Raw genomic sequence first — 20173 nt, forward strand, 5'->3', positions numbered from 1 at the left:
TCGTGTCAGCTTTTCTGTGTGAACGGAGCAAGAGTCTTGCAATTATTGTCTACCCTGCCTTTTTCCTTGCGTGATGCACCTTTACGTATACGCATCAGTATTTTTCTTACCAGTTGCCTTGCTGTATTTGTCTTGATGGGTTTTTTTCCTCTATTTTTTCTCAGATGTAGAGATTATTACCAGTTGTGCGATTCCGGTTGCTATTGCTTCCTGGCTCTTTCGCCCCAGAATTGCTGGCCTCTGTACACTTGCTGTCCTGATCGTGTCCGCGTGTTTACTCAGCTGGCATCTACAGACCATATTCTGGCCTTTTCGCCTGTGGGAGGGCTTTCTTTTCGGAGTGCTGGTAATCGCCATTGAACTGGGTTGCTTTACGTTGTTCCAGCGTTTCCTGGATCTTTCAGCAACCGCTAGAAGCCAGACCATGCGGGCCGAGCAGCAGTTGAATCTCGCCTATGAGCATCAGCAGCATCTGGAAGTATTGCGCGATCAGTTTTTGATGAGTGTCAGCCATGAATTGCGCACTCCTTTGACTGAAGTAAAGGGCTATATTAATCTGTTGCTCGAATATGGCAATAAAATTGATGCCGAGACGCAAGCCGCCTTTATGCAGAGTGCCTCATATGGTTGTGATGAGCTTGAATTGATTATCAGTAATGTATTGGATAGCTCGCGGGTAGGACAAGAGATCAAGCCGTTGCGTATGCAGGAACTGTCACTGGCGACGACTATTTCTGAAATTTGCGAGCATATTTATTTGCAGGATCACTTGTTGCAGCTGGAGCTTCCAGCTGATCTACTGGTGTTAGCTGATCGGCAGCAGTTGCGCCAGATTTTACGTAATCTGATCTCAAATGCATGCAAATATTCACCTGTACAAACGCTGATCCAGATCGGTGCGCGGGTGGAGGATGGGCAGGAGCCGATGGTGTGTATCAGCCTGCAGGATGCTGGACCGGGGATCGCTGCTGAGGATATACCGCACCTTTTTCAAAAATTTTCGCGTTTGCAACGTGATATGATTGGACCTGTACGCGGCACTGGTCTTGGTCTGTATATTAGTAAACAGTTTGTTGAGGGCATGGGTGGGCGTATCTGGGTTGAGAGTGAGGGTATTGCTGGCAAAGGGAGTCGTTTTTGTTTTACGTTGCGGCGCAGCCTGCCTGCTACTTTGATGGAGCATGATAGAGAATGAAGCAAACTCATTTTGATATGGTCGCGTTGATTGCGGCCCCACCTGAGGATGTCTATGCGGTGCTGGCGGATTATCGTCATGGACATCCTCATATTCTACCTAAAAAATATATCAGTCAATTCCAGGTTGAATCAGGTGGCCAGGGGGCCGGGACCGTGTTACGTTATCGGGTGCGGATCCTGGGTTTTGAGCGTGCCAGACAGGCTCTGGTGGCCGAGCCTGAACCCGGTCGTTTGCTGGTTGAGCACGAGACACCATCCTCGCTGGTGACCACCTATGCCGTTACGCCGGCCAATAATGGTCTCCAGGCCCATGTCCAGATCGCCGCCCACTGGGAGCCCGCTCGTACGCTGTTGGGCAAGCTAGAGCAGGCTTTTTATCCCTCGCTGTTGCGGCAAATGTTCACCTATGAGTTGGAGACCCTGGCAAAAGTGGTAGGGAAGAAAAAATCGGTGGCCGGCAGTCGCTAGTGCTATGCCTACGAGCGCACATAACTCCAACTGACCATCTCACCATCGCGCCAGGCATGACCCCATGAAACGGGCGTGGATCATCATCAAAGACCATTGGTAAAAATTGATGATCGCTGGGCCAGACTGGTAGTGTCGGAATAGCGCTCCGCTCTACCCATTCCAGGGTGCCCTCTTCATTCCCGCTATGGGCCTCACCATGCCAGCGGTCAATAATAAAGATGAAGCCAAACCAATCCTCGCCATGTTTGCCAAAGCCTGGCCAGAAGATGGTACCGCGTAACGTCATATGATCTACCAGCAGGCCGGACTCTTCTTGGATCTCGCGCTGCATACAACTCGCGATATCCTCAGTGGGTATCAGTTTGCCACCCAGGCCATTATATTTGCCATAGTGTATATCATCCGGCCGCTTGTTGCGGTGGATCATTAAAATCTGTGAGCCATCGGGCGATAAGATATATCCCAGTGTTGCTATCGTCGCTGCCATCCTCTACGTGAACTCCTTTTCTTTCATTCTTATAGTTTTTTTGAGCTTTTTTCTGCTCCAAATCTGACACTTTTTCTCTTCTCCATCAGAGTGTTCTGGCTTGCTGCATAAGAAACATAGGTATTGGATGAGGTCCTATACCCATCATTAGACATCATAGCACACCCATACTTTTCGTATTGGTCCGGCAAAATATCTATAAAGTAGAGGGAAAGTAAAAAAATAAAGAAAAAAGCTTCAAAATGTGTTAAAATAATCCAAATTGATCCTTGATTCGGTTGATGCAGAATTTCTCTCTCATTCTGTATATGCTAGATAGTATTCTCCAAGAAAGAGGGCCCTTAAATGACCGTTTCTGTCAAAGCCTCTTATACATCTGGCGCTACTCAATCAGCGCTGGCTTTTGTCCAGTATAGTGTGCCACACGAGGGACATACTGATTTTAATGATGACCGTATTATTGGATCGACGTCGCGGCCTGGCTGCGGTCTTTGATGGCGTAGGATCTGGTCCCGGTCAACTTGCTTCACAACTTGCTGCACGTGTGATGCGACGCATCTGGAAGCAGCAGCATGCTGAATCTAGTATTATTATTGCTTCGGAGCAACTCACGTTAGCAGATACCTTGCTGCATATGTTTAATGAAGCGCATCGGGTGATTCGCCTGGAAGGAGAGCGACGAGCACGCCGACTGGAATTATATAACGATTATCCTGCTACTACTGCGGCGCTGACACTGTTCTGTTATGATGATACTACCCATGTCTATCACATGTTTTATGCGCATGTAGGTGATAGCCGCATCTATCGCTGGCGGCCTGGCGAGCCTTTACAGCGGCTGACGGAGGATGATGGATATCTCTCATTAAAAATCGCAGATGGATCAGTCACGCCTGAAGACGCTTTACGTATAGATCAGGCTTTCTCTCGTAGTGAATTAACGAGATTAGAAAAAAGTTACTTTGATAATCGTAATGGTATTACGCAGGCGCTGGGACACGAAAAATCCCTGATCGTCCATATTGGTGATATTGATATTCTACCTGGCGACCGTATTCTCATCTGTTCTGATGGCATTCATGATAATTTGACAGATGCAGCCCTGGCTGTGCTGCTTGAGAAAGAGAAGCGCACAACCATAGCAAAGAAAATTGTACAGCAGGCAATTGAGTGTTCACATCAACCAACGAGTGAAAATATGCGGGCAAAAAGTGATGATATGAGTGCAATCGTGGTTACCTGCCATTCCTCTTTTTAAGGATACGCAATATACTTATAGATGTTTATAGACATCGACTATTTGATTGATGTCTATATTTTATTTTTGAGGTATACTTTGCCTGTGCCTCAATTTCTGTCCTGTTATTGACGCTACAACTGCAATGGTGCCTGCTGAGTGGCCTTGAGCTTTGCAATGTAGTACGTGTGGGAGTCAAGCTTTTGAAAAATTCGAGCTACAATAGTCAGATTCGTCAGTTGCGCATCCTGGCTGAAGCCGCACTGACGCAATACGATATTGGAAGCGCTCGCCTGACTCTGGTCTCTCATGGAGACCACGCAGTTTTTCGGGTTACCTCTTATACAAAGGCTGGCCTGATTACCCCTGAAAGTACGCCACAGACTGATAATGGACGTTTTGCTCTACATTTATGGTGGCTGGATGGCTTTGCGCGTTCATTATGGCTCTCTGAACTCCAATGGCTGCAGGCTTTACGACGAGAGACAGAGTTGTTAGTGCCCGAGCCAGTGCTGAATCGTGCAGGCGCTTGGATGCAGACTGTTCAGGTTGAGGATATTGAGCAGGAATGTATCTGTATCCTTTTGCGCTGGGTGCCGGGCCGCAGTATTGATTCTGGCCTGACGCCGACATTATTTGAGCGTGTCGGCACGTTTATGGCTCGCTTGCATCAATGCGCCAGAACGTTTGTGCCACCGAGCGATTTTGTCCGGCCACGCTGGGACTGGCAGCAAGTATTGGGTGAGCAAACGGTGCTCGATCCAGATTTTGCCTCGACCCATTGTGATGGATTGATTGGTGATCGTGAATACCAGATACTTTCAGATGTAGCTGAACTTTCTCGTGATGAGCTAAAGTCTATTCCCACTACTGCTGACTATTATGGATTAATTCATGGAAATTTGCAGCAGAATAACTATTTTTTCTATAAAGGGCATGTTTCCGCTATTGATTTTCACAACTGTAACTGGAATTATTATCTTTTTGATATCGCGATTACACTGAGTGGCATTGCTGGTCGGTCCGATGAAGAACAATTGCGTAAGGCATTTTTTCGCGGATATGGAAGTGTACGCAAATTACCGGAACAGTATGAAAAATGGTGGCGCATCTTTGCTGCCCTGCGTTTAATCGAGCATATCAACATCCTTTTTCTCTCCAATGATCCTGGCAGGCGTGCCAGCGCACCGGACTATCTGGCCTCTTCGCTTGCCTGGTTGAATGAGTATATTGAACTTCCCGCCAGGGAGAGTATCGCGCTCCCAAAAAACTGATGGGCACACATATGCAACCTGAAGGATTATCAATATTGCTGGCTCAATTGCAGCATGAGCAGAGCGCTGTTCGTGTGTCAGCTATCAAGCAACTGGCGCAGCCAGGAAACATCCCTGCCATTGCTCCTTTAGCCACGCTATTAGATGATCCAGAGGATGCAGTGAGGCTCCAGGTGATCCTGGCGCTGCGCCAGATTGGTGGTCCCCACGTTTTTGACGTCCTGGTTGCGGCCCTCCAGAACGAGCGGCCACAGGTACGCCGTGCCGCCATTGTCACCCTGGGCAAGTTAGCTGATCCGCGCAGCCTGACGCCACTCCTTCAGGCCTTACAGGATCCTGATGAACGCGTGCGCAATTCCGCTCTTCTCACCCTTGGCGAACTCGGCGATCCACGTGCCCTGCCAGCCCTCGAACGCCTGCAGTCCCATAATGAGCAAGAACCTGCTCAACTCAAACAAGAATACCTGAACCATGCTATCAAAAATATTCACAAACGCAATCAACTTTAAAATTTCAATAGAGGCAAAACATGTAGGTTCGGCTCTTGCGGCCGATTGGGTTCCCCTTATCTCTCCCCCATCGCGATTACCCGGGTTAGAGCCGATCCAACATGAGCGATGCCACGAATGGCTTGATCATAGCAAAGCAAGGATATCGTAAATGGAGCCAATCGGCCGCAAGAGCCGAACCTACTATTTTGTGCCTGCGGCCTGTGCCATCGATGTTGCGATGTCTGTGTGGAGTTCATCCAGTCCTATAATTGTGGTTGGAAGTTTGATGCGGGCACCGGTGACGAGTAATAGCTGATTTTTCCTGGCGTCTATTTGTATAATTTCATGCCAGAGGACGGGCAGCGATGCGTGTGGCGTTAGTATCAGGATACCATTGGTGTAGAGCTCCACGCTTTTACCGATCGCGCTTACTGCGCGTATGATGTAGGCGATGGCCGCGATGACACAGAGGACCATGATAATGAAGATGGCGGTGCCCTCGACTCCTAAACCGAAGTGTAGCAGGGAAAAGAGGGCAATTGAGCCTACAATGACGATCAGGCCACTTACCACGGACTGACGGACGCTAAGCGCTGGGAATTCGCGCACAGGCGTGCCCAGTTCCTCCTGCCTCTGAGAACTGTCTGCCTGGAGATCTCCGGACTGTTCAGGAGCAACTAATTTCCGGGTCCGTGAAGCTCTATTGGCACCATAATACACGGTATATATTCCCTGATCACTCCGGCACCCGAGCGACGCGCCTAGCCACGCCCCAAACAGACTGATGGAGATAACTGCCAGCAGGTCGATGGCACTGTTCTGCAGGAATGATGGTATGTATGAGCTGAATGAAGACGGTGGCACATCGACTAAGCCAACCCCTAAGCCGACGGCCAGCGAAATAATTGTGTAGCAGAGCGCGGTCCAGCACATCACAATGATAGACGGAACTATACGCCTTGTAAGCCGGGCGACCAATAGTCCGGCGCTAAAGGTTATCAGTAAATTTACCAGCGCATCCAGGGCCACAAAACCATAGGGTTGCGGCAATACAAAGTTTATGCCTGGAAAAACTAAGAAAATAAGCTCATAGATTACTACAATAGCACATGTGATCAAAGACGCAGTAAGAATTATTCTTCGCGCCGACCTCTTTCTGGTCCCGGGCGGATAATCCGACATAAATATTCTCCTTCTCGTGAAATATATAGTAGCACTATAACGTATCTTTTTGCATGTATGTAAGAATCAATTTTTGAATATCTTCATTACTATCATAGAGGCATTCCTCCATCATCCAGATAGGGAATATATCTTGTTCAATTAATAAGTGAATGGCTTTTTTCCGACAATAAGCGCACGGAACGCGTTCATATATTTCGGTCAATGCTTTCAAATTATTTATCGTTGGATGATTTGTAAAGATATCAATAGTACGGATAGCTGCACTGTGTAACTCTTCTTCTGGTGCGTGTCTGATAATTTCCTCAATGAACTGGTAATCTTCTGGATAATAGTTGTTTCCTAGCAAATAGAGTGCATCGGAATCTCCAGGTGAAGCTTCAGTTAATTGATAAGCCAGCGTGCGAATATCAGGATGTTGTAAATGTGCCAGTGCTTGTATGGCGAGATTGACAATCGTTTTGTCGGTACTTTGAGCTAATTGAAGTATTTTTTCATGTCCCAAAGGAAAGCGTCTCATTCTGAAAATGCTAAGATGTCCAGGAATCATTTTAGGATCTTTTTCAGCTAAAAATGCCTGGGCGGCAATAACTAATTCCTCACTTGAAGTTTTCTTACCCCATAGCGACAGCGTAATATTTGGCACTGCAAGCTTTTGTTTTATTTCCTCTGGCAGATAGGTGGTGGTGGCAGTTCACCGGCCTTGATTGCCTGCAAATAGGCCAGGCCACTCAGGTCTTTGCCTTTTTGTAAGGCGATGGTTGGATCTTCCCAGCTAAAGGTACGAGAACGTAATGAATCTTGCTGATCCATGAATTATAGGACTCCTTTTAGTAAATGCTCATTGGTAAAGATGATCGGGCTGCCATCGTCAGAAATTCTTGTTCTAGTTCTTGCCAGAGTTGTTGCTCCGCTTCAGGACGGGTCATGGGCGGTTGTTGATGAGCGGTCTTGATCAGCAACCTGGTGACCCGGCTACTGAATAGATCGAGTATGGGTGCTTGCAGGTCACAGGATGGCATAATGCCCAGGGCGATCTGTTCGAAGTTGTAGAAGTCCGTAGCATCAAAGCCCAGCATGAAAAGATCCAGATAGCTATTAACCAGATTCATGTGTGTATCTGTGAAGTAGTGGGGATGCGCGCTGATAATTGTCAGACAACCTGCAATCTGGTTGGCGCGAATAAGTGGGCATGCGACAATACTTTCCGCTTTCACATCATAATGAGTAGGATAAAAGCGTTTTTTTTGTGTATGCTCATGAATATGAATAGGACGCCTGAATTGAACGACGTGGCCACACAGTGATTCCAGCCCGAAAAAAAGCATATTATTTTCCATCCTATGCCAGGGTGGACTGCCACGACCATCGATGATACGTAAACTACGCACCTTTTGTTCACTCGATCGTGGCGGGGTACAGTGATTGGCGAAGATCACCATCCCTCTCTGTTCAGGGTTGAGGTGCGTCAGCATTTGTTGTAGCACCATTCCACGGATGGCCGTGCTGCGTATGCCTGCTGGCTGTTGATTGTACGCTCCCAACACCCTGGCATAGAATACCGGCGGTATATGTTGCGGCATCTCTTCTTTGACCGCAATGTCGGTGCGGAATTCAGGAAACTCTTCCGCTATGAGTGCAATAAGCTCTTCGCGTTGAGTAGGTAGCGCTTCCAGGAGCGCGTATAAGTGCTTGGGCCGTGGATTAGAAGTTCCACTAGCCCAGCGGGTGAGGCTAATTGGATTGACTCCCAGCAGGTTCGCAATGCGCTGCCGCTCACCCGTATCTGCAATGAGCATTTCTAAGAATGTCCGCCATCTTGGCGGTTCGTGTGTATTACTCAAGTACTACTCGTCTAACTATTACTAGCGAATTCGTAATGACTAGATAGCTATCTTACGCCAAAAAAGTGGCTCACGTCAACAACTGGTGGTACAATTTATAGTTACACTTTTTTTAAATAAATCAATTCAGCCAACTTTTCTTTGGGTCCTGTACCTGTTTTTCCTGTATACATTCCTTACCAGATCTTCTCATTTGTTGGTCTTTAGCTTATGTTACAATGTGTTGTAAGTGGACTATGGTTTACCTTGAGTGCTAGTACATTGTCAAACTTCGGGTGATGGGTTGTGTGTCCGCTACGCGGGCGGGATGGGGGGAGATGCCGGGGCACAGCCCCCGATCCCCCAGTCAAGGGGCTTGCCGCTTGATCATGCCCCGGCATGCTCGCTTGCATCCCCCCTCCCCAGCACATGATGTCTGATAGACTGCTAGTAATGTATGAAAGAATAATTATGAGTTACGAATCACAACTTTCGTCTCTTTTTACGATTAAGGGTCAGACTGCTGTCGTGACTGGTGGTAGTGGTGGACTCGGTAGTGCGATGGCTTCTGCACTGGCACAGGCAGGCGTGAATGTGGTTGTTGTCAGTCGGCATGTGGAGTCAGCGCAGCGCGTTGTGCAGGATATTCAGGCACAGGGTGGTAATGCCCTGGCGCTGGCCTGCGATGTCGTGGATCGGGCGGCGCTGGAGCAGGCGTTGGAACACGTCACCCGGACCTTCGGACCAGTGGATATTCTGGTTAATGGGGCCGGTGGCAATCAGCCAGCCGCGACCACCTCGCCCGAGTTGTCCTTTTTTCAGCTGGATAATGAGGCCATTGACCGTGTGTTTGATCTCAATTTTTCAGGGACCGTCAAGTGTTGTCAGGTCTTTGGCCGTGGCATGGCCGAACGCAAGCAAGGCTGCATTATCAATATCGCTTCCATGAATTCTCTGCGCCCCCTGACGCGTATTCCAGCCTATAGCGCGGCCAAGGCCGCCGTGACGAACTTTACCCAATGGCTGGCCGTGCATATGGCCCAGGAATATAGTCCAGCGATTCGTGTCAATGCGATTGCACCGGGTTTCTTTTTGACGGATCAGAATCGCTTTTTATTAACCGATCAGCAGACCGGCGAGTATACTCCACGTGGACAAACCATCCTGGCCCATACTCCTATGCAGCGTATGGGTAATGCAGAGGATCTGGTTGGAACATTACTGTGGTTGGCCAGTCCGGCTGCTCAATTTGTGACGGGCATTGTCGTGCCTGTGGATGGTGGATTTTCCGCTTTTAGTGGTGTGTAGTTATGGACAGCAGCTTTCCCGTATCAGGAAATAGTGCAGTTGCATGCCTATTCTTTTATCAATGTATACGGGAAAGCTTTTGACGGAACTATAATACTTTACGGAAGAGCACCCTGGTGCCCCCACGGCCATCATAGTTTGTCGTGACCGCCATACCATTGGCCTGTGCGTCACCAGGTTCAACGGTGAATCCCATGTTCTTGTGAAAGGCGATCGAGCGCTCATTTTGAGGCGTTGTAACACTATGCACTTCAGTGCAGCCCCACTCGCGCATTTGTGTAAAGAAACGGAGATAGAGAAGGCGGCCAATACCGTTTTTACGAAAGCGTGGATCGACTCCTACAAAATGGATGTATGCCTGATTTGGATATGTTTGAGAGCGAAATCCTACCAGGAAGCCAATGCGCTTTCCATTATCTTCAACCACAAAACTACTTTTCTGAAAATGCATAAAAAAGAGTTTTGGTAGCATACTTGCCATTGGACGGTTATCCCACCATGCATCAACTACTTGAATAATAGGAGTATAATCATCTGATTCGATCTGACGGATAATATAGCCCATGTATTACTTTTCCTCCTTGCTAATCTGTGCATATCCATTATACACCTTTTTTGGATATGTATCTTGTACTGCGTTATGAATATCGTATAAGTACAGGACTAATTGCATTGTGTGAAGGAAAAAAATTTATATGAGGAAGAGCCCGATTTCATGTGTTCGGGCTCTTGTGATGTTGACCAGCATTATTTATGCATGAGTTGTTTTTCTACCGTTTGGAGCCAGCTAATATGCTGTGGTAGGGCAATTTCAGGCTCCTCAATCTCTGGATGCCAGCGCTTTTCCCATTCTACGGAGACATAGCCATCATAGCCATGTTCGTAGAGGCTCTGGAGCTGTGCCTGGACCGGTACTTCGCCTTCGCCGATGAGCACCAGTTTCCAGCCGGATTTTTCAGTCTGGTCACGGCGCGCATCTTTGACATGTACATGGGCAACGCGTGATCCAAGTACCTGCCCATACTTCCTCGCGTCCTCACATCCATGCGATACGGATGATGCTATCCCATAAGGGCGATAGCTGGAGATTTTACCTGGCGACAAGCACCTGCTTGCGAACGCGTCGCGGTTGCGGGAAGAGATAGAAATGAACCGCCGGACTCGGTTTTTTGCATATCTCAGGGCGATGATGTGTCTTACTTAGGTCTTGATGTAATTACCAGCCTGCATGCATATCAGCCGCAAGGAAGGGATGACTGCTACTCCACATGATGCTGATTATAGCTCGTTCGAATGCTACGCACCCTGGCCTAATCAGACGGAGCGCTGCGCATAGCTAAGACCGGAACGCGCACTGCTTTAATTTAGCGCTGCGCATAACTAGGGATCGATGATTATCCTTCGCGTGCGGGACACAATTGAAATCCCAGGTTAAGCAAGGGCTCTCGAACATTCGGGCATCCGTCTCTAGCGGACGATCTCGTGTGAGAGAGATAGGTGCATCGGAGGATGGTATTCACAGCGCGGCAGCGAATTACGATGAATCTGGCGGGAAGGCATGCAAAAGTGAATCAACGATACTGGGGTTGCCTGCTTGGCTGGATGCATTGGACAGGGATCTAACAATATTATTGTGTGTGAATACTGATCAACCAGGCTAGTGGACGAGTCACTATAGAGCGTTTACATAAGCTATTACCTTAAGAACAGAACTCGCTTGTTGTTGTGCGACATACTGTCGATCCGATTAGTGATGAATCTGTGGCTCCAGGATATCGATGGACATACTCCAGGTTGCTAGCACTGACGGTATTTATTAAGGGTACACTGCCTTTATATCTTTGTTCTAACAAATAGAAATGATTAAGTGACTGGTAGCTGAGTAGGTTTACTAGGCATGAAGCATATAATATTCGGCTCAGTCTATTATTATGTCATCATTCAGTCGAAAAATGATATGTATGGTTTTCTATTGCATCTTAGGGTACTCTATCCTGGACACTGACTACTTCTTTCGGTTAGCAACCTATGCTAACGGATCGTTGGGGTGGTTCCCGCCGAGGCAGGCTGGTAAGGTATTCTGATGATAGATAGCTTGCGGAATTACAACGAGCAGTATTATATCTACGTAGTATATGAGCACGGTGTGTAATTGCGATCAAGCTGAGCAGAATTGAGATGAGATCATTTGACTATGTGCAAGAGGACGCTATGGGCTTTCCTTGGAATTGGCTTATTAAACTTGAGAGCAAGATCTATTGAAGTTAGATCGCAATTTTGAGGAGTGAGTGATGAATGCAGCATGAAAGTGAGTGTTCGTCTCAAAACGTATGATCTCTATTGTTTTGTACACTTGAAGGAAATGGTGTGATCAATATGAGGTAGTAGGAAGCAATTTCGATAGCACGGAGAGAACTGAAAAGGTCTTCTTCGGTCTGGCGATGCAAAGCTCTGTACATCTTAGAAATTTTCGTGTGCTTGTTTTGACGCAGGACTACCAAGAGTCTGGCATCGGCCGGAAGCAGGGCGTCAGATTTTAGTCTCAATTTTCCTATGAGTTTTATTGCTATGTAACTATTACATCAAGGTGGGTATAATTAAGTAGATGTTGGTTATTGGTATGATATGTGATATCTGATTACGGTTGAAGATGCCCGGTCGAGGGGACGGCACGTTGAATTGATGCGCGAGATCCTCTATACATCAAAAGTTCGGATAGTGAATGCGGTGGCATAGATATAATGATATATTGAGTTCTAAAAACCATTGGATATCTCTCCTTATGTGCTTAATTGTTGCTGGTTTGCTTCTTTTAGCGTAAATTATCACAAGAATGCTATGTATTATAATAATGGAGTATACTTTTATTTAGCGGGCGTTATATTTTGCGCAACTTGCCGGGGGTAGAGGCGCCTAGAGAGAGGAGTATAGTATACTGTCATGTAGGTAGATGTAAATGTATGTGTCATATTCAAAATAGTAGATTAATTTAAGGGTAATAAATGGTTTCCGTGCATTGCCGACGTCATTGGGGGCTCAGGAGGATTTTATAGTAACGATGTTTTTAGTGCCAACGTTGAGCAGCTCATCCTGAAATGCTGAAGGTCATCTTTAATCATCTCAAACAACGATTTGGCTTGGGCTCGTCGAGACATTGTACCAGACGATTGAGGGTCAATTGGCGACACTTATTCGGTAATTGTAGGTCATGGCAGACATACGCCCTAGAGGATTTACGTTCGTGACGGGTTATCAGCTAGATAGCTGCGAGTTTGATCGCGTACGACACATCAGGTTATATAGCGTGGTACGCCCTGGGGTTCGAAGTGAACATGATCACCAACACTTGAAGTGGGTAATAGCGTTCTGGTTAGTTATTCAGCGTTATGGCTTAAGAGAGCATTAGAGAATTCAATGGACGCAAATTGGCGCTCGGGGCAAGGAAAAGTTATACTTTGATGGACGGGTGTTAGCGAGCGTCTACTATAATGAAACTTTGAGCAAATCAGACTATAGGTCAAAAGGCGGCATTCTAAATTGGTAGGAGTGACAGGTATGTGGTGTCGCTATTATAAACGTTCACAAAGAACGGCAGGAGGGTGCGGGACGGACATTAACCCTGTCAGCTTAAAAGGTTGCGTGAAGATCTGGCTTAGTTACCGCCGACGACAGTCGCGATGATTGAGAATTTTTACGGCTCGCGTAATTCAGCTGTATAAGGAAAAAAAAGCAGGCGATCTGGTTATTGGGAGGCATGGATCTCTGCGTCAGTATAGCCTTTGTGCAGCACCAGGACATGGTACATATCGTATTGCAGTGAAGCATGAGGATACCAGCAGGGAGTTGCACCAGCCTGGTACAGTCTCGTCATCCTTACATGAGCATGTACAGATTGGTGATACTTTGCTTATTAGCGCACCCGCTGGCATGTTTACCCTGGATACCACACGGACCAATCCTGTAGCTTTTATTGCTGGTGGTATTGGCCTCACTCCGCTTCTCAGTATGTTGCAAACCGTGGTGAAGCAACAACCTGAGCGAAGCGCCCAACTCGTCTATGCCGTCCGTGATCATCATTTCCATGCCTTTGCTGAAGAGCTACAACAACTCGCAGCGCAGAATCCGGCTATATCCCATACCATCTTCTATGAAAATGGAACTGAGGAAGATATTGAGCAAAAACATTGCGATTATGTGGGACGTATCACCGAAGCGTGGCTGCAGCAGCATATTCCCGCAGATGCTGAAGTCTATGTATGTGGTCCGCGTCCCTTCATGCAGGCTATGATCTCTATCTTACTTCGGAAAGGCATCACCATGGAAAATATTCATTATGAAGTCTTTGGGCCTGCCCTGGCTTTTTCTGTCGATTAACCCGAGGAGTGTCTGTTGTAGCTTTGTACTTACAGAGGCGATGGTTGGCGTAGTAACCATCGCCTCTGTAAACTGGTGTGTGCATTGTGAGGCTCAAAAACCAGACAGTGTGCGAACATGATACACTGGTTCTCATTGGTTGTACTCTGCTACAAAGGATGGATCGTAATGGATAAAAAAGTAGAAATTCTACAGAAGCGTATTGTTTATGATGATTTCTTTAAGATCGAAGAGGCGCACCTGCGCTTTCGCCGTTTTGATGGTCAGATGAGTGCTTCTGTGCGCCGACTGGTCTTTGAGCGTGGCGATGCCGTGGCTGCTTTGCTGGTAAATACCGATACACAAAAGGTCTTGATGACCAATCAGTTTCGTTATCCTACCCTGGAAAAAGGGCCAGGTTGGTTGCATGAAGTTGTCGCTGGCATGATCGATGAAAATGAAAAGCCCGAGGATGCAGTCAGGCGTGAAATCCAGGAAGAGGTTGGCTATCAGGTCCACGCCTTAACGCCGATCGCCACCTTTTATGTGTCTCCTGGTGGAAGCTCGGAACGCATCTATCTCTTCTACGCTGAAGTCAATGACGCGGACCGTGTCTCCGATGGTGGCGGGCTGGCCAGTGAACACGAAGATATCGAACTGATCCAGGTCTCCTTTGAAGAACTCTGGGATGTCCTCAAAAAGGGCGAGATCCGCGACGCCAAAACCCTCATCGCAGTCCAGTGGCTGCAACAACGATCCCAACATTAAATCTGGATGCTTGTCGCAGCTCCGAGTCACAACCGACCTCGGCTCGGAGCTTATCCTCTGCCATTTTCATTGATGAGCTGCGCAGCAATAGTACTTTCTTACCTATCTGGCATGTTATATGATACTCTTTTGTGAGTAGCAATATATAATACCAGTAAAGCTTCTACACTATAAAAATAGCCTGTATATGCCTCTGCTTTTCTTTGTTTTGATATGTATAGTAACCCTGTGCCAGTTTACGATTATATGCTTATGGGTTGGATGTGGTTTGGAGTGTCTATCAACGCTATTTGTTGCTTTATTTATTGTAGAAAAGGGCATGAATTTGAGCACTCTCACCTATGAACTGGTGCTGACAACACCGATTTCTCTCTCTACTTCTACAGCTAAGACGCACTATAATCTGGTATCCCTGCAAACGGTTGGTTACCAGTTGCAGGCTACTCCAGTTGCTCAACATAAGCACACAGGCGCGCTCATACATGTGCCTATCGATGTCGTTACTACCGATACGACGGCTCAGGTGAGTCCGACCGGTAGTGCCTTCAATCCGACGCTCTTTGTATCAGGTTTGTTTTTGCTGGCAGTCTCGGTTGTGATGTTCTGGTATCTGTTGAAGCGTTTCCAGTTGAACAAGCCAGATATCCAGAATATGGTTCCCTGATGGCGTGGTGAATGTCCATATATAAAGAAAAGCTCCTTCAATTCGCAGTATTGAAGGAGCTTTAATCTTATCGGCTAATGATGAATTTATGCCATCAAGGTCTGGTCACGATCAGGACCGACGCCGACGCTATGGATACGTACGTTGACCAGTTCGGCCAGGCGGTGCAGGTATTTGCGGGCGTTGAGTGGAAGATCCTCCAGCGTTTTTGCTTTCTCGGTGGATTGTTGCCAGCCGGGGAGTACTTCATAGATGGGTTCGCATTGCTCGTGGATGACTGGATCGGGCAGGTGCTCGATGACTTCGCCTTTGTAGCGGTAGCCGGTGCAGACAGGGATCTCGGCCAGGGTATCCAGGACATCCAGTTTGGTGATATTGAGGTCGGTGCAGCCGTTGATCTCAGTGACATAGCGGGTGACGACGGCATCGAACCAGCCGATGCGGCGTGGACGACCGGTCGTAGCGCCAAATTCTCCACCCAGGGTGCGCAGATGGTTACCCATCTCATCGTGCAGTTCCGTTGGCATTGGACCTGTGCCGACCTGGGTGCTGTACGCTTTGGCGACGCCGATAACCTGATTGATGTAGCGAGGTGGAATGCCTGCGCCTGCGGACGCTCCGGCTGCGGTCGGTGATGAACTGGTGACAAAAGGATATGAACCCCAGTCGATATCTTTCATGGCGCTCAACTGACCTTCGAGCAGGACCGTCTGGTTTTCTTGCAGGGCCTTGCGTACAATCGGCATGGTATCGACAATTCGTGGCTGTAACTGCTTGCCCCATTCCAGGGCGTCGGCGATCAGTTTCTCGATATCAAAGGGCTGCTGGCCATAGACATGCGTCAGGATTGCGTTATGTTTTTTGGCGACTGCGGTTAACTTGACGCGTAAGATGTCTTCGTGCAAAAGATCATGGAAACGGATGCCAATGCGGCCAACTTTATCGGTGTAGGCTGGACCAATACCGCGTCCGGTGGTCTCTACCCGATACGCGCCACGGGCCTCATCTTCGACCTTGTCGAGGAGTTTATGATAAGGCATTACTACATGGGCGCGATCAGAGATATATAAATGATCGACCGAGACGCCCTGTCTGGCAATACCAGCCATCTCATCAATCAAATCCTGAGGATCAATCACGGTGCCGGTTCCCATGACGCAGATACAATTGGGATTAAAGATACCACAGGGTACCAGGTGGAGCTTGAATTCACCATAGCTATTGACCACTGTGTGTCCTGCATTACCACCGCCCTGGAAGCGCATGCAGAGATCGGCCTCCTTGCTTAAAAGATCGACAAGTTTGCCTTTACCCTCATCCCCCCACTGTGTGCCTACAACTACGGTTACTGTTCCAGCCATAACGGCTACTCCTCTCCTAATTGCAATGCTTTTTGCATCGATGTATATAGATTCGATGGCAGGCTGATTGGTTGTGATCCCATAGTTGTGATCGCGACCAGTTGCTCAGCGTCTTCGGTGGGCAGTAAGCCACGGCGCAAATTCACCAGATGCGGACCAAAGGCGGCCTCAAGTTCCGGTGAAAGGTGTTCGTAGATCGCAGCCAGATACGCCTCGTCCCGAATAAACTTTTCTACCACACGTACCATTGTTCGATTCTGGGTGATTACGCCCGTCGCAGGTGCATCCAGGGACGCGACCAGGGCCTCTTCAAAGTCGATCGCCAGCGCAATCACATGGCCGCCCACGACTTTTTCGGGTCCCTCGTGCTGATAGATCCTGGCATAATCAGCACTGGCTTCACCAAAGAGATTTAAAATGACGGTGCAACCGCGCTCACGTGCCGCCCGTAACACATCGGCGAAGCGTTCAAGATCTTCGGCCCACAGGCTGGCTGCGATACGATGTTGCGCCATGGTAATCAACTCACGCAAACGTGCCTCAATGCGTTGATAGTCATTGAGTTCCCAGAAGTGTCCTACCCCGTCAGGACGCTCAAGCGCAGCAAGTTGCTGCTCTACATCCTGACAGCGCTGTATTGTCTCCTCCTGAATGCGCCGTAGCAAGCGAGCAGGAGGGACAGGAGCATAGCGCACCGGATCGGCGCTCACAGCAGTAACACGTTCCTTGGTAGTCATAGTTTCAAGCGCCTGATACGTGTTGGCCCGTGGCAGGCCCGTGCCCTTGCTGATCTCATAGCCCGTAGAGTGCGGATGCTGGAGCATGAAGATATAAATTTGTGCTTCCGCTCCGGTAAATCCCAGATGTTTCAGCTCCTCAATGGTCGCGATACTCACGCGCCTGGCCTCCTTTCTCGATTCTACGATAGTAGTAGTATTTGCTACTACCAATAATAACTATAAGGATCAGGCTGTCATTTGTCAAGGGTAGGCAGTCTATAGTACGTGACCTTCTGGCTTGATTTTGGGTAGAAAGCATGTTAGGCTGATGACGTTATTAGCAGAAAAGGAAGCGTTTATGTCTGAAGAACAAGTCATACAGGAAACTTCTACATTATGTACGCGTGAGAGTCTGGCAGCGGATCTGCGCCGACTGGGATTAAAAGCGGGCATGACCGTGCTTGTGCATACCTCATTACGTTCTCTGGGCTGGGTCTGTGGAAGTCCAGTTGCCGTGGTTGAAGCTTTGATGGATGTCGTAACCGCGTCCGGTACGCTGGTCATGCCAACGCAGACCGGCAATTATTCAGATCCAGCGAACTGGCAGCATCCGCCCGTTCCGCAACCCTGGTGGGATGTAATTTATGAAGCCATGCCAGCCTTCCGTCCTGAAGTCACACCATCACATAAGATGGGTGCCGTAGTTGAAGCTTTCCGGACGCATCCGGGTGTTGTGCGTAGCAATCATCCACAGGTCTCTTTTGCGGCGTGGGGGAAGCATGCAGAACAAATCATTGCCAACCATGCACTCGAAAATGGACTTGGCGAGCAGTCGCCGCTGGCGCGTATGTATGATCTTGACGGCTATGCGCTCCTCCTGGGTGTCGGGTATGACAGCAATACCACCTTTCACCTGGCCGAGTATCGTGCCCCCGGGGCCCAAGAAGTACAGTTAGGGGCACCAATCATCGAAAATGGCACGCGTATCTGGAAACGCTTCAAGGACATCGAGCTTGACGCTGACATTTTTCCCGCCATTGGAGAAGAATTTGAGCACACCGGTCAGGTCTTGATCAATAAAGTTGGACAGGCCGATGCGCGCCTCTTACCACAACGGGCTGGCGTTGATTTCGCCACCGAATGGTTGCGCCGCCACCGACTTTAAAACGAATCGTAACTGCTCAGGACCCAGCTTCCCAAGCAATGGGAAGCGGGGAACCTTGAAAGACAGCAGCAAGGGCGTCGAGCATGGAATGCCCTTGCTTACGCATGGTGCTCAAATAACTGCGAATGGTACAGAAGGCAGTGGCACCCGCATCGCTGCGAAAGGTCCGGAAATCTTTTGCTGCACCTTGATCATGCGTAAGTCGCGCTCCGCTAGATTGTTGGTAAAGGGCACGGTCAAGTCATCCACAAAAGCGAGCACTTGATCGGCGCGGTGGAGGAAGGCATCAAGGAGATTTTTGCCAGGATCTTGTTTGGGACGACCCCGTTTGCGGGCGGCGGTGGGCTCCGGTGGCGGGTGCGCCTCATCCCAGGCACGATAGCCACGCCCAATCACCTCAAAATACGCAGCCAACCAGCGTGTGCGGATCGCTGGATCAAGGGTCTTTTGACCACAGGCGCGCGCCTGCTTGGTCGCCTCACTTAGTTCAAGCAAGACAATGTACATCTCTTGCGCCCATGGTTGTTTTTCTTCTTCTGCAACAAACAAGCAATCACGCAACAGATGGGCTCCACACAGGCTATGCTCACAGCGATACTGATCATAGCTTTTCCAGCGATCGTGCACGAGCCGACCCGTGTAAAGAGGCAGCAGTCCCATCTCATTCATGGCCTCATGCCCTCGCTTGCGATGCCAGTGGTAGATCGTAAGAGCACGTGTGCTCACAACGTGAAACCAATGCAAGATCCCCTCAATACGACCACCCGTCTCGTCCACATGGGCCAGTCGGCTCTGCAGCACGAGTCGTTCAAGGGCTTGCTGCGTCAAGGACAAGTTCTTGGCTGCCTCACGCACCCAATTGACGATGCTCCCTTCACTCACGGTGCCTAAATGCAGATCAGCAAAGAGTTCGGTGATCCTTTCGAGAGGCAAGAGCTGGAATTGGGAAAGATAGACGGCCAACCCTCGCACATTGGGACCATACTGGGCTGCTGCATCCACTCCTGGGGGAAAGTTCCCGCAGGATCGCCCACCACATCTGGGACAGATCTGCTCGATCTGCTGATGTTCCCTCACCTGCAAACGCAGGGGTGGCAACTCATGCACTTGACGACGTTCCTTCAGCACCCCTACTGTCTGCGATAAGGGGTGCTGACAGTGCTGGCAGTCTCTGGCTCGGTGCTCAATCACCTCATCTGGCGTTTCCACCTGAGCCAATTGATGACCGCTGTGACCCTTTTGCCCTCCACTCTTTTTCTGGCTTTTCTCTCGCCGTTTTTGCTGGCGCTTGTACCCATCGCTGGAAGGAGGTTTACTACTATTGCGGCTGTCTTTGGCCAACCGTTTTTCCAGTTCCAGATTGCGCAGACGCTCTTTGAGCAACTGCCCTCGCAGTTCCTCGATGTGCTGATCTTGCTGTTTCACCTTCTCTTGCAGTTCGCTGTATGCGATTTTCAACTCGCGAAATGCGCTTTGTAGCTCCCTAACGTCTTCTTCTCTCATGTTCACATTTTATCAGCTTTTCCCTTTGTGGAAAAGGGGTTCTGAGTAGTTACAACGAATCATTACTTCAAATGACCAATAAAAGCGAAAACGTAGGTTCGACCCTTGAGGTCGATTATTAACCTTGCTCCACGCAACCATCCCTCCAGAGGAGATCACGTAAAGCAAGG

19 protein-coding genes and 1 pseudogene are annotated in these 20173 nt (G+C 48.7%); 10 read left to right on the forward strand and 10 right to left on the reverse strand.

Annotated elements, in window-relative coordinates; all coding sequences use genetic code 11:
• The first annotated feature begins 340 nt into the window (after positions 1-340).
• Positions 341-1195 carry a sensor histidine kinase gene (locus KDW_RS21390; protein WP_151757983.1) on the forward strand — a complete coding sequence of 285 codons (855 nt, stop codon included), beginning with the start codon at positions 341-343 and terminating at the stop codon, positions 1193-1195.
• Complete coding sequence (locus KDW_RS21395; RefSeq protein WP_151757984.1) at positions 1192-1665, forward strand: SRPBCC family protein; 474 nt, start codon at positions 1192-1194, stop codon at positions 1663-1665. Before KDW_RS21390 ends, KDW_RS21395 begins: the two co-directional genes overlap by 4 nt.
• An 8-nt stretch (positions 1666-1673) precedes the next feature.
• Here KDW_RS21395 and KDW_RS21400 read toward each other — a convergent pair.
• Positions 1674-2155 (reverse strand): annotated as a pseudogene (locus KDW_RS21400) (NUDIX hydrolase).
• A 445-nt stretch (positions 2156-2600) separates the two neighbouring features.
• Here KDW_RS21400 and KDW_RS21405 point away from each other — a divergent pair.
• The 3 genes from KDW_RS21405 (at position 2601) to KDW_RS21415 (ending at position 5175) form a co-directional block, all read left to right on the forward strand.
• Positions 2601-3413: a PP2C family protein-serine/threonine phosphatase gene (locus KDW_RS21405; RefSeq protein WP_151757985.1), complete on the forward strand. Its 813-nt coding sequence runs from the start codon at positions 2601-2603 to the stop codon at positions 3411-3413.
• A 182-nt stretch (positions 3414-3595) separates the two neighbouring features.
• Positions 3596-4666 carry a phosphotransferase enzyme family protein gene (locus tag KDW_RS21410; RefSeq protein WP_162005480.1) on the forward strand — a complete coding sequence of 357 codons (1071 nt, stop codon included), beginning with the start codon at positions 3596-3598 and terminating at the stop codon, positions 4664-4666.
• Positions 4667-4701: 35 nt separating this feature from the next.
• On the forward strand, positions 4702-5175 hold the full coding sequence (locus tag KDW_RS21415; protein ID WP_162005481.1) for a HEAT repeat domain-containing protein: 474 nt from the start codon (positions 4702-4704) through the stop codon (positions 5173-5175).
• A gap of 183 nt (positions 5176-5358) precedes the next feature.
• Here KDW_RS21415 and KDW_RS21420 read toward each other — a convergent pair whose 3' ends face one another.
• Genes KDW_RS21420 through KDW_RS21430 form a run of 4 tightly spaced genes read right to left on the reverse strand, consistent with a single transcriptional unit; the run spans position 5359 to position 8138 of the window.
• Entirely contained in the window at positions 5359-6339 is a 981-nt protein-coding gene (locus KDW_RS21420; RefSeq protein WP_151757988.1) for a hypothetical protein, read from the reverse strand.
• Positions 6340-6373: 34 nt separating this feature from the next.
• Positions 6374-6985, reverse strand: a complete 612-nt coding sequence (locus KDW_RS21425; RefSeq protein WP_151757989.1) for a hypothetical protein — start codon at positions 6983-6985, stop codon at positions 6374-6376.
• Between the two features lie 14 nt (positions 6986-6999).
• Complete coding sequence (locus KDW_RS31925) at positions 7000-7152, reverse strand: hypothetical protein (protein ID WP_162005482.1); 153 nt, start codon at positions 7150-7152, stop codon at positions 7000-7002.
• Between the two features lie 17 nt (positions 7153-7169).
• Positions 7170-8138, reverse strand: coding sequence for a GAF domain-containing protein (locus KDW_RS21430; RefSeq protein ID WP_151757990.1), 969 nt, complete (start codon positions 8136-8138; stop codon positions 7170-7172).
• Between the two features lie 495 nt (positions 8139-8633).
• Between KDW_RS21430 and KDW_RS21435 the strand changes: the two genes are divergently transcribed.
• On the forward strand, positions 8634-9470 hold the full coding sequence (locus tag KDW_RS21435) for an SDR family oxidoreductase (protein ID WP_151757991.1): 837 nt from the start codon (positions 8634-8636) through the stop codon (positions 9468-9470).
• Between the two features lie 88 nt (positions 9471-9558).
• Here the strand turns inward: KDW_RS21435 and KDW_RS21440 are convergent, their stop codons facing one another.
• The gene (locus KDW_RS21440) at positions 9559-10035 is read right to left on the reverse strand and encodes a GNAT family N-acetyltransferase (protein ID WP_151757992.1); all 477 of its coding nucleotides are present in this window, start codon (positions 10033-10035) and stop codon (positions 9559-9561) included.
• Between the two features lie 182 nt (positions 10036-10217).
• On the reverse strand, positions 10218-10574 hold the full coding sequence (locus tag KDW_RS21445) for a sugar phosphate isomerase/epimerase family protein (protein WP_151757993.1): 357 nt from the start codon (positions 10572-10574) through the stop codon (positions 10218-10220).
• A gap of 2712 nt (positions 10575-13286) precedes the next feature.
• Here KDW_RS21445 and KDW_RS21450 point away from each other — a divergent pair.
• The 3 genes from KDW_RS21450 to KDW_RS21460 all read left to right on the forward strand — a co-directional run bounded on the left by KDW_RS21450 (position 13287) and on the right by KDW_RS21460 (position 15255).
• A complete protein-coding gene (locus KDW_RS21450) occupies positions 13287-13844 on the forward strand; it encodes a ferredoxin reductase domain-containing protein (protein WP_151757994.1) in 558 nt (185 codons plus the stop codon).
• Positions 13845-14012: 168 nt separating this feature from the next.
• The gene (locus tag KDW_RS21455) at positions 14013-14591 is read left to right on the forward strand and encodes an NUDIX domain-containing protein (RefSeq protein WP_151757995.1); all 579 of its coding nucleotides are present in this window, start codon (positions 14013-14015) and stop codon (positions 14589-14591) included.
• A 319-nt stretch (positions 14592-14910) separates the two neighbouring features.
• Complete coding sequence (locus KDW_RS21460; protein WP_151757996.1) at positions 14911-15255, forward strand: hypothetical protein; 345 nt, start codon at positions 14911-14913, stop codon at positions 15253-15255.
• 86 nt (positions 15256-15341) lie between these two features.
• On the opposite strand, the gene KDW_RS21465 is transcribed toward KDW_RS21460, so the two are convergent.
• Both KDW_RS21465 and KDW_RS21470 read right to left on the reverse strand, forming a co-directional pair.
• Positions 15342-16616: an adenylosuccinate synthase gene (locus KDW_RS21465; RefSeq protein WP_151757997.1), complete on the reverse strand. Its 1275-nt coding sequence runs from the start codon at positions 16614-16616 to the stop codon at positions 15342-15344.
• A gap of 5 nt (positions 16617-16621) precedes the next feature.
• Complete coding sequence (locus KDW_RS21470) at positions 16622-17512, reverse strand: TrmB family transcriptional regulator (RefSeq protein WP_162005483.1); 891 nt, start codon at positions 17510-17512, stop codon at positions 16622-16624.
• A gap of 181 nt (positions 17513-17693) precedes the next feature.
• Between KDW_RS21470 and KDW_RS21475 the strand changes: the two genes are divergently transcribed.
• Positions 17694-18500 (forward strand): AAC(3) family N-acetyltransferase, encoded by an 807-nt coding sequence (locus KDW_RS21475; RefSeq protein WP_151757999.1) that lies wholly within the window; start codon positions 17694-17696, stop codon positions 18498-18500.
• A 111-nt stretch (positions 18501-18611) separates the two neighbouring features.
• Here KDW_RS21475 and tnpC read toward each other — a convergent pair whose 3' ends face one another.
• Positions 18612-20003 (reverse strand): IS66 family transposase, encoded by a 1392-nt coding sequence (tnpC, locus tag KDW_RS21480; RefSeq protein WP_233097834.1) that lies wholly within the window; start codon positions 20001-20003, stop codon positions 18612-18614.
• Positions 20004-20173: the final 170 nt, after the last annotated feature.

This window comes from Dictyobacter vulcani, from assembly GCF_008974265.1.
Classification (GTDB): Bacteria; Chloroflexota; Ktedonobacteria; order Ktedonobacterales; family Ktedonobacteraceae; genus Dictyobacter; species Dictyobacter vulcani.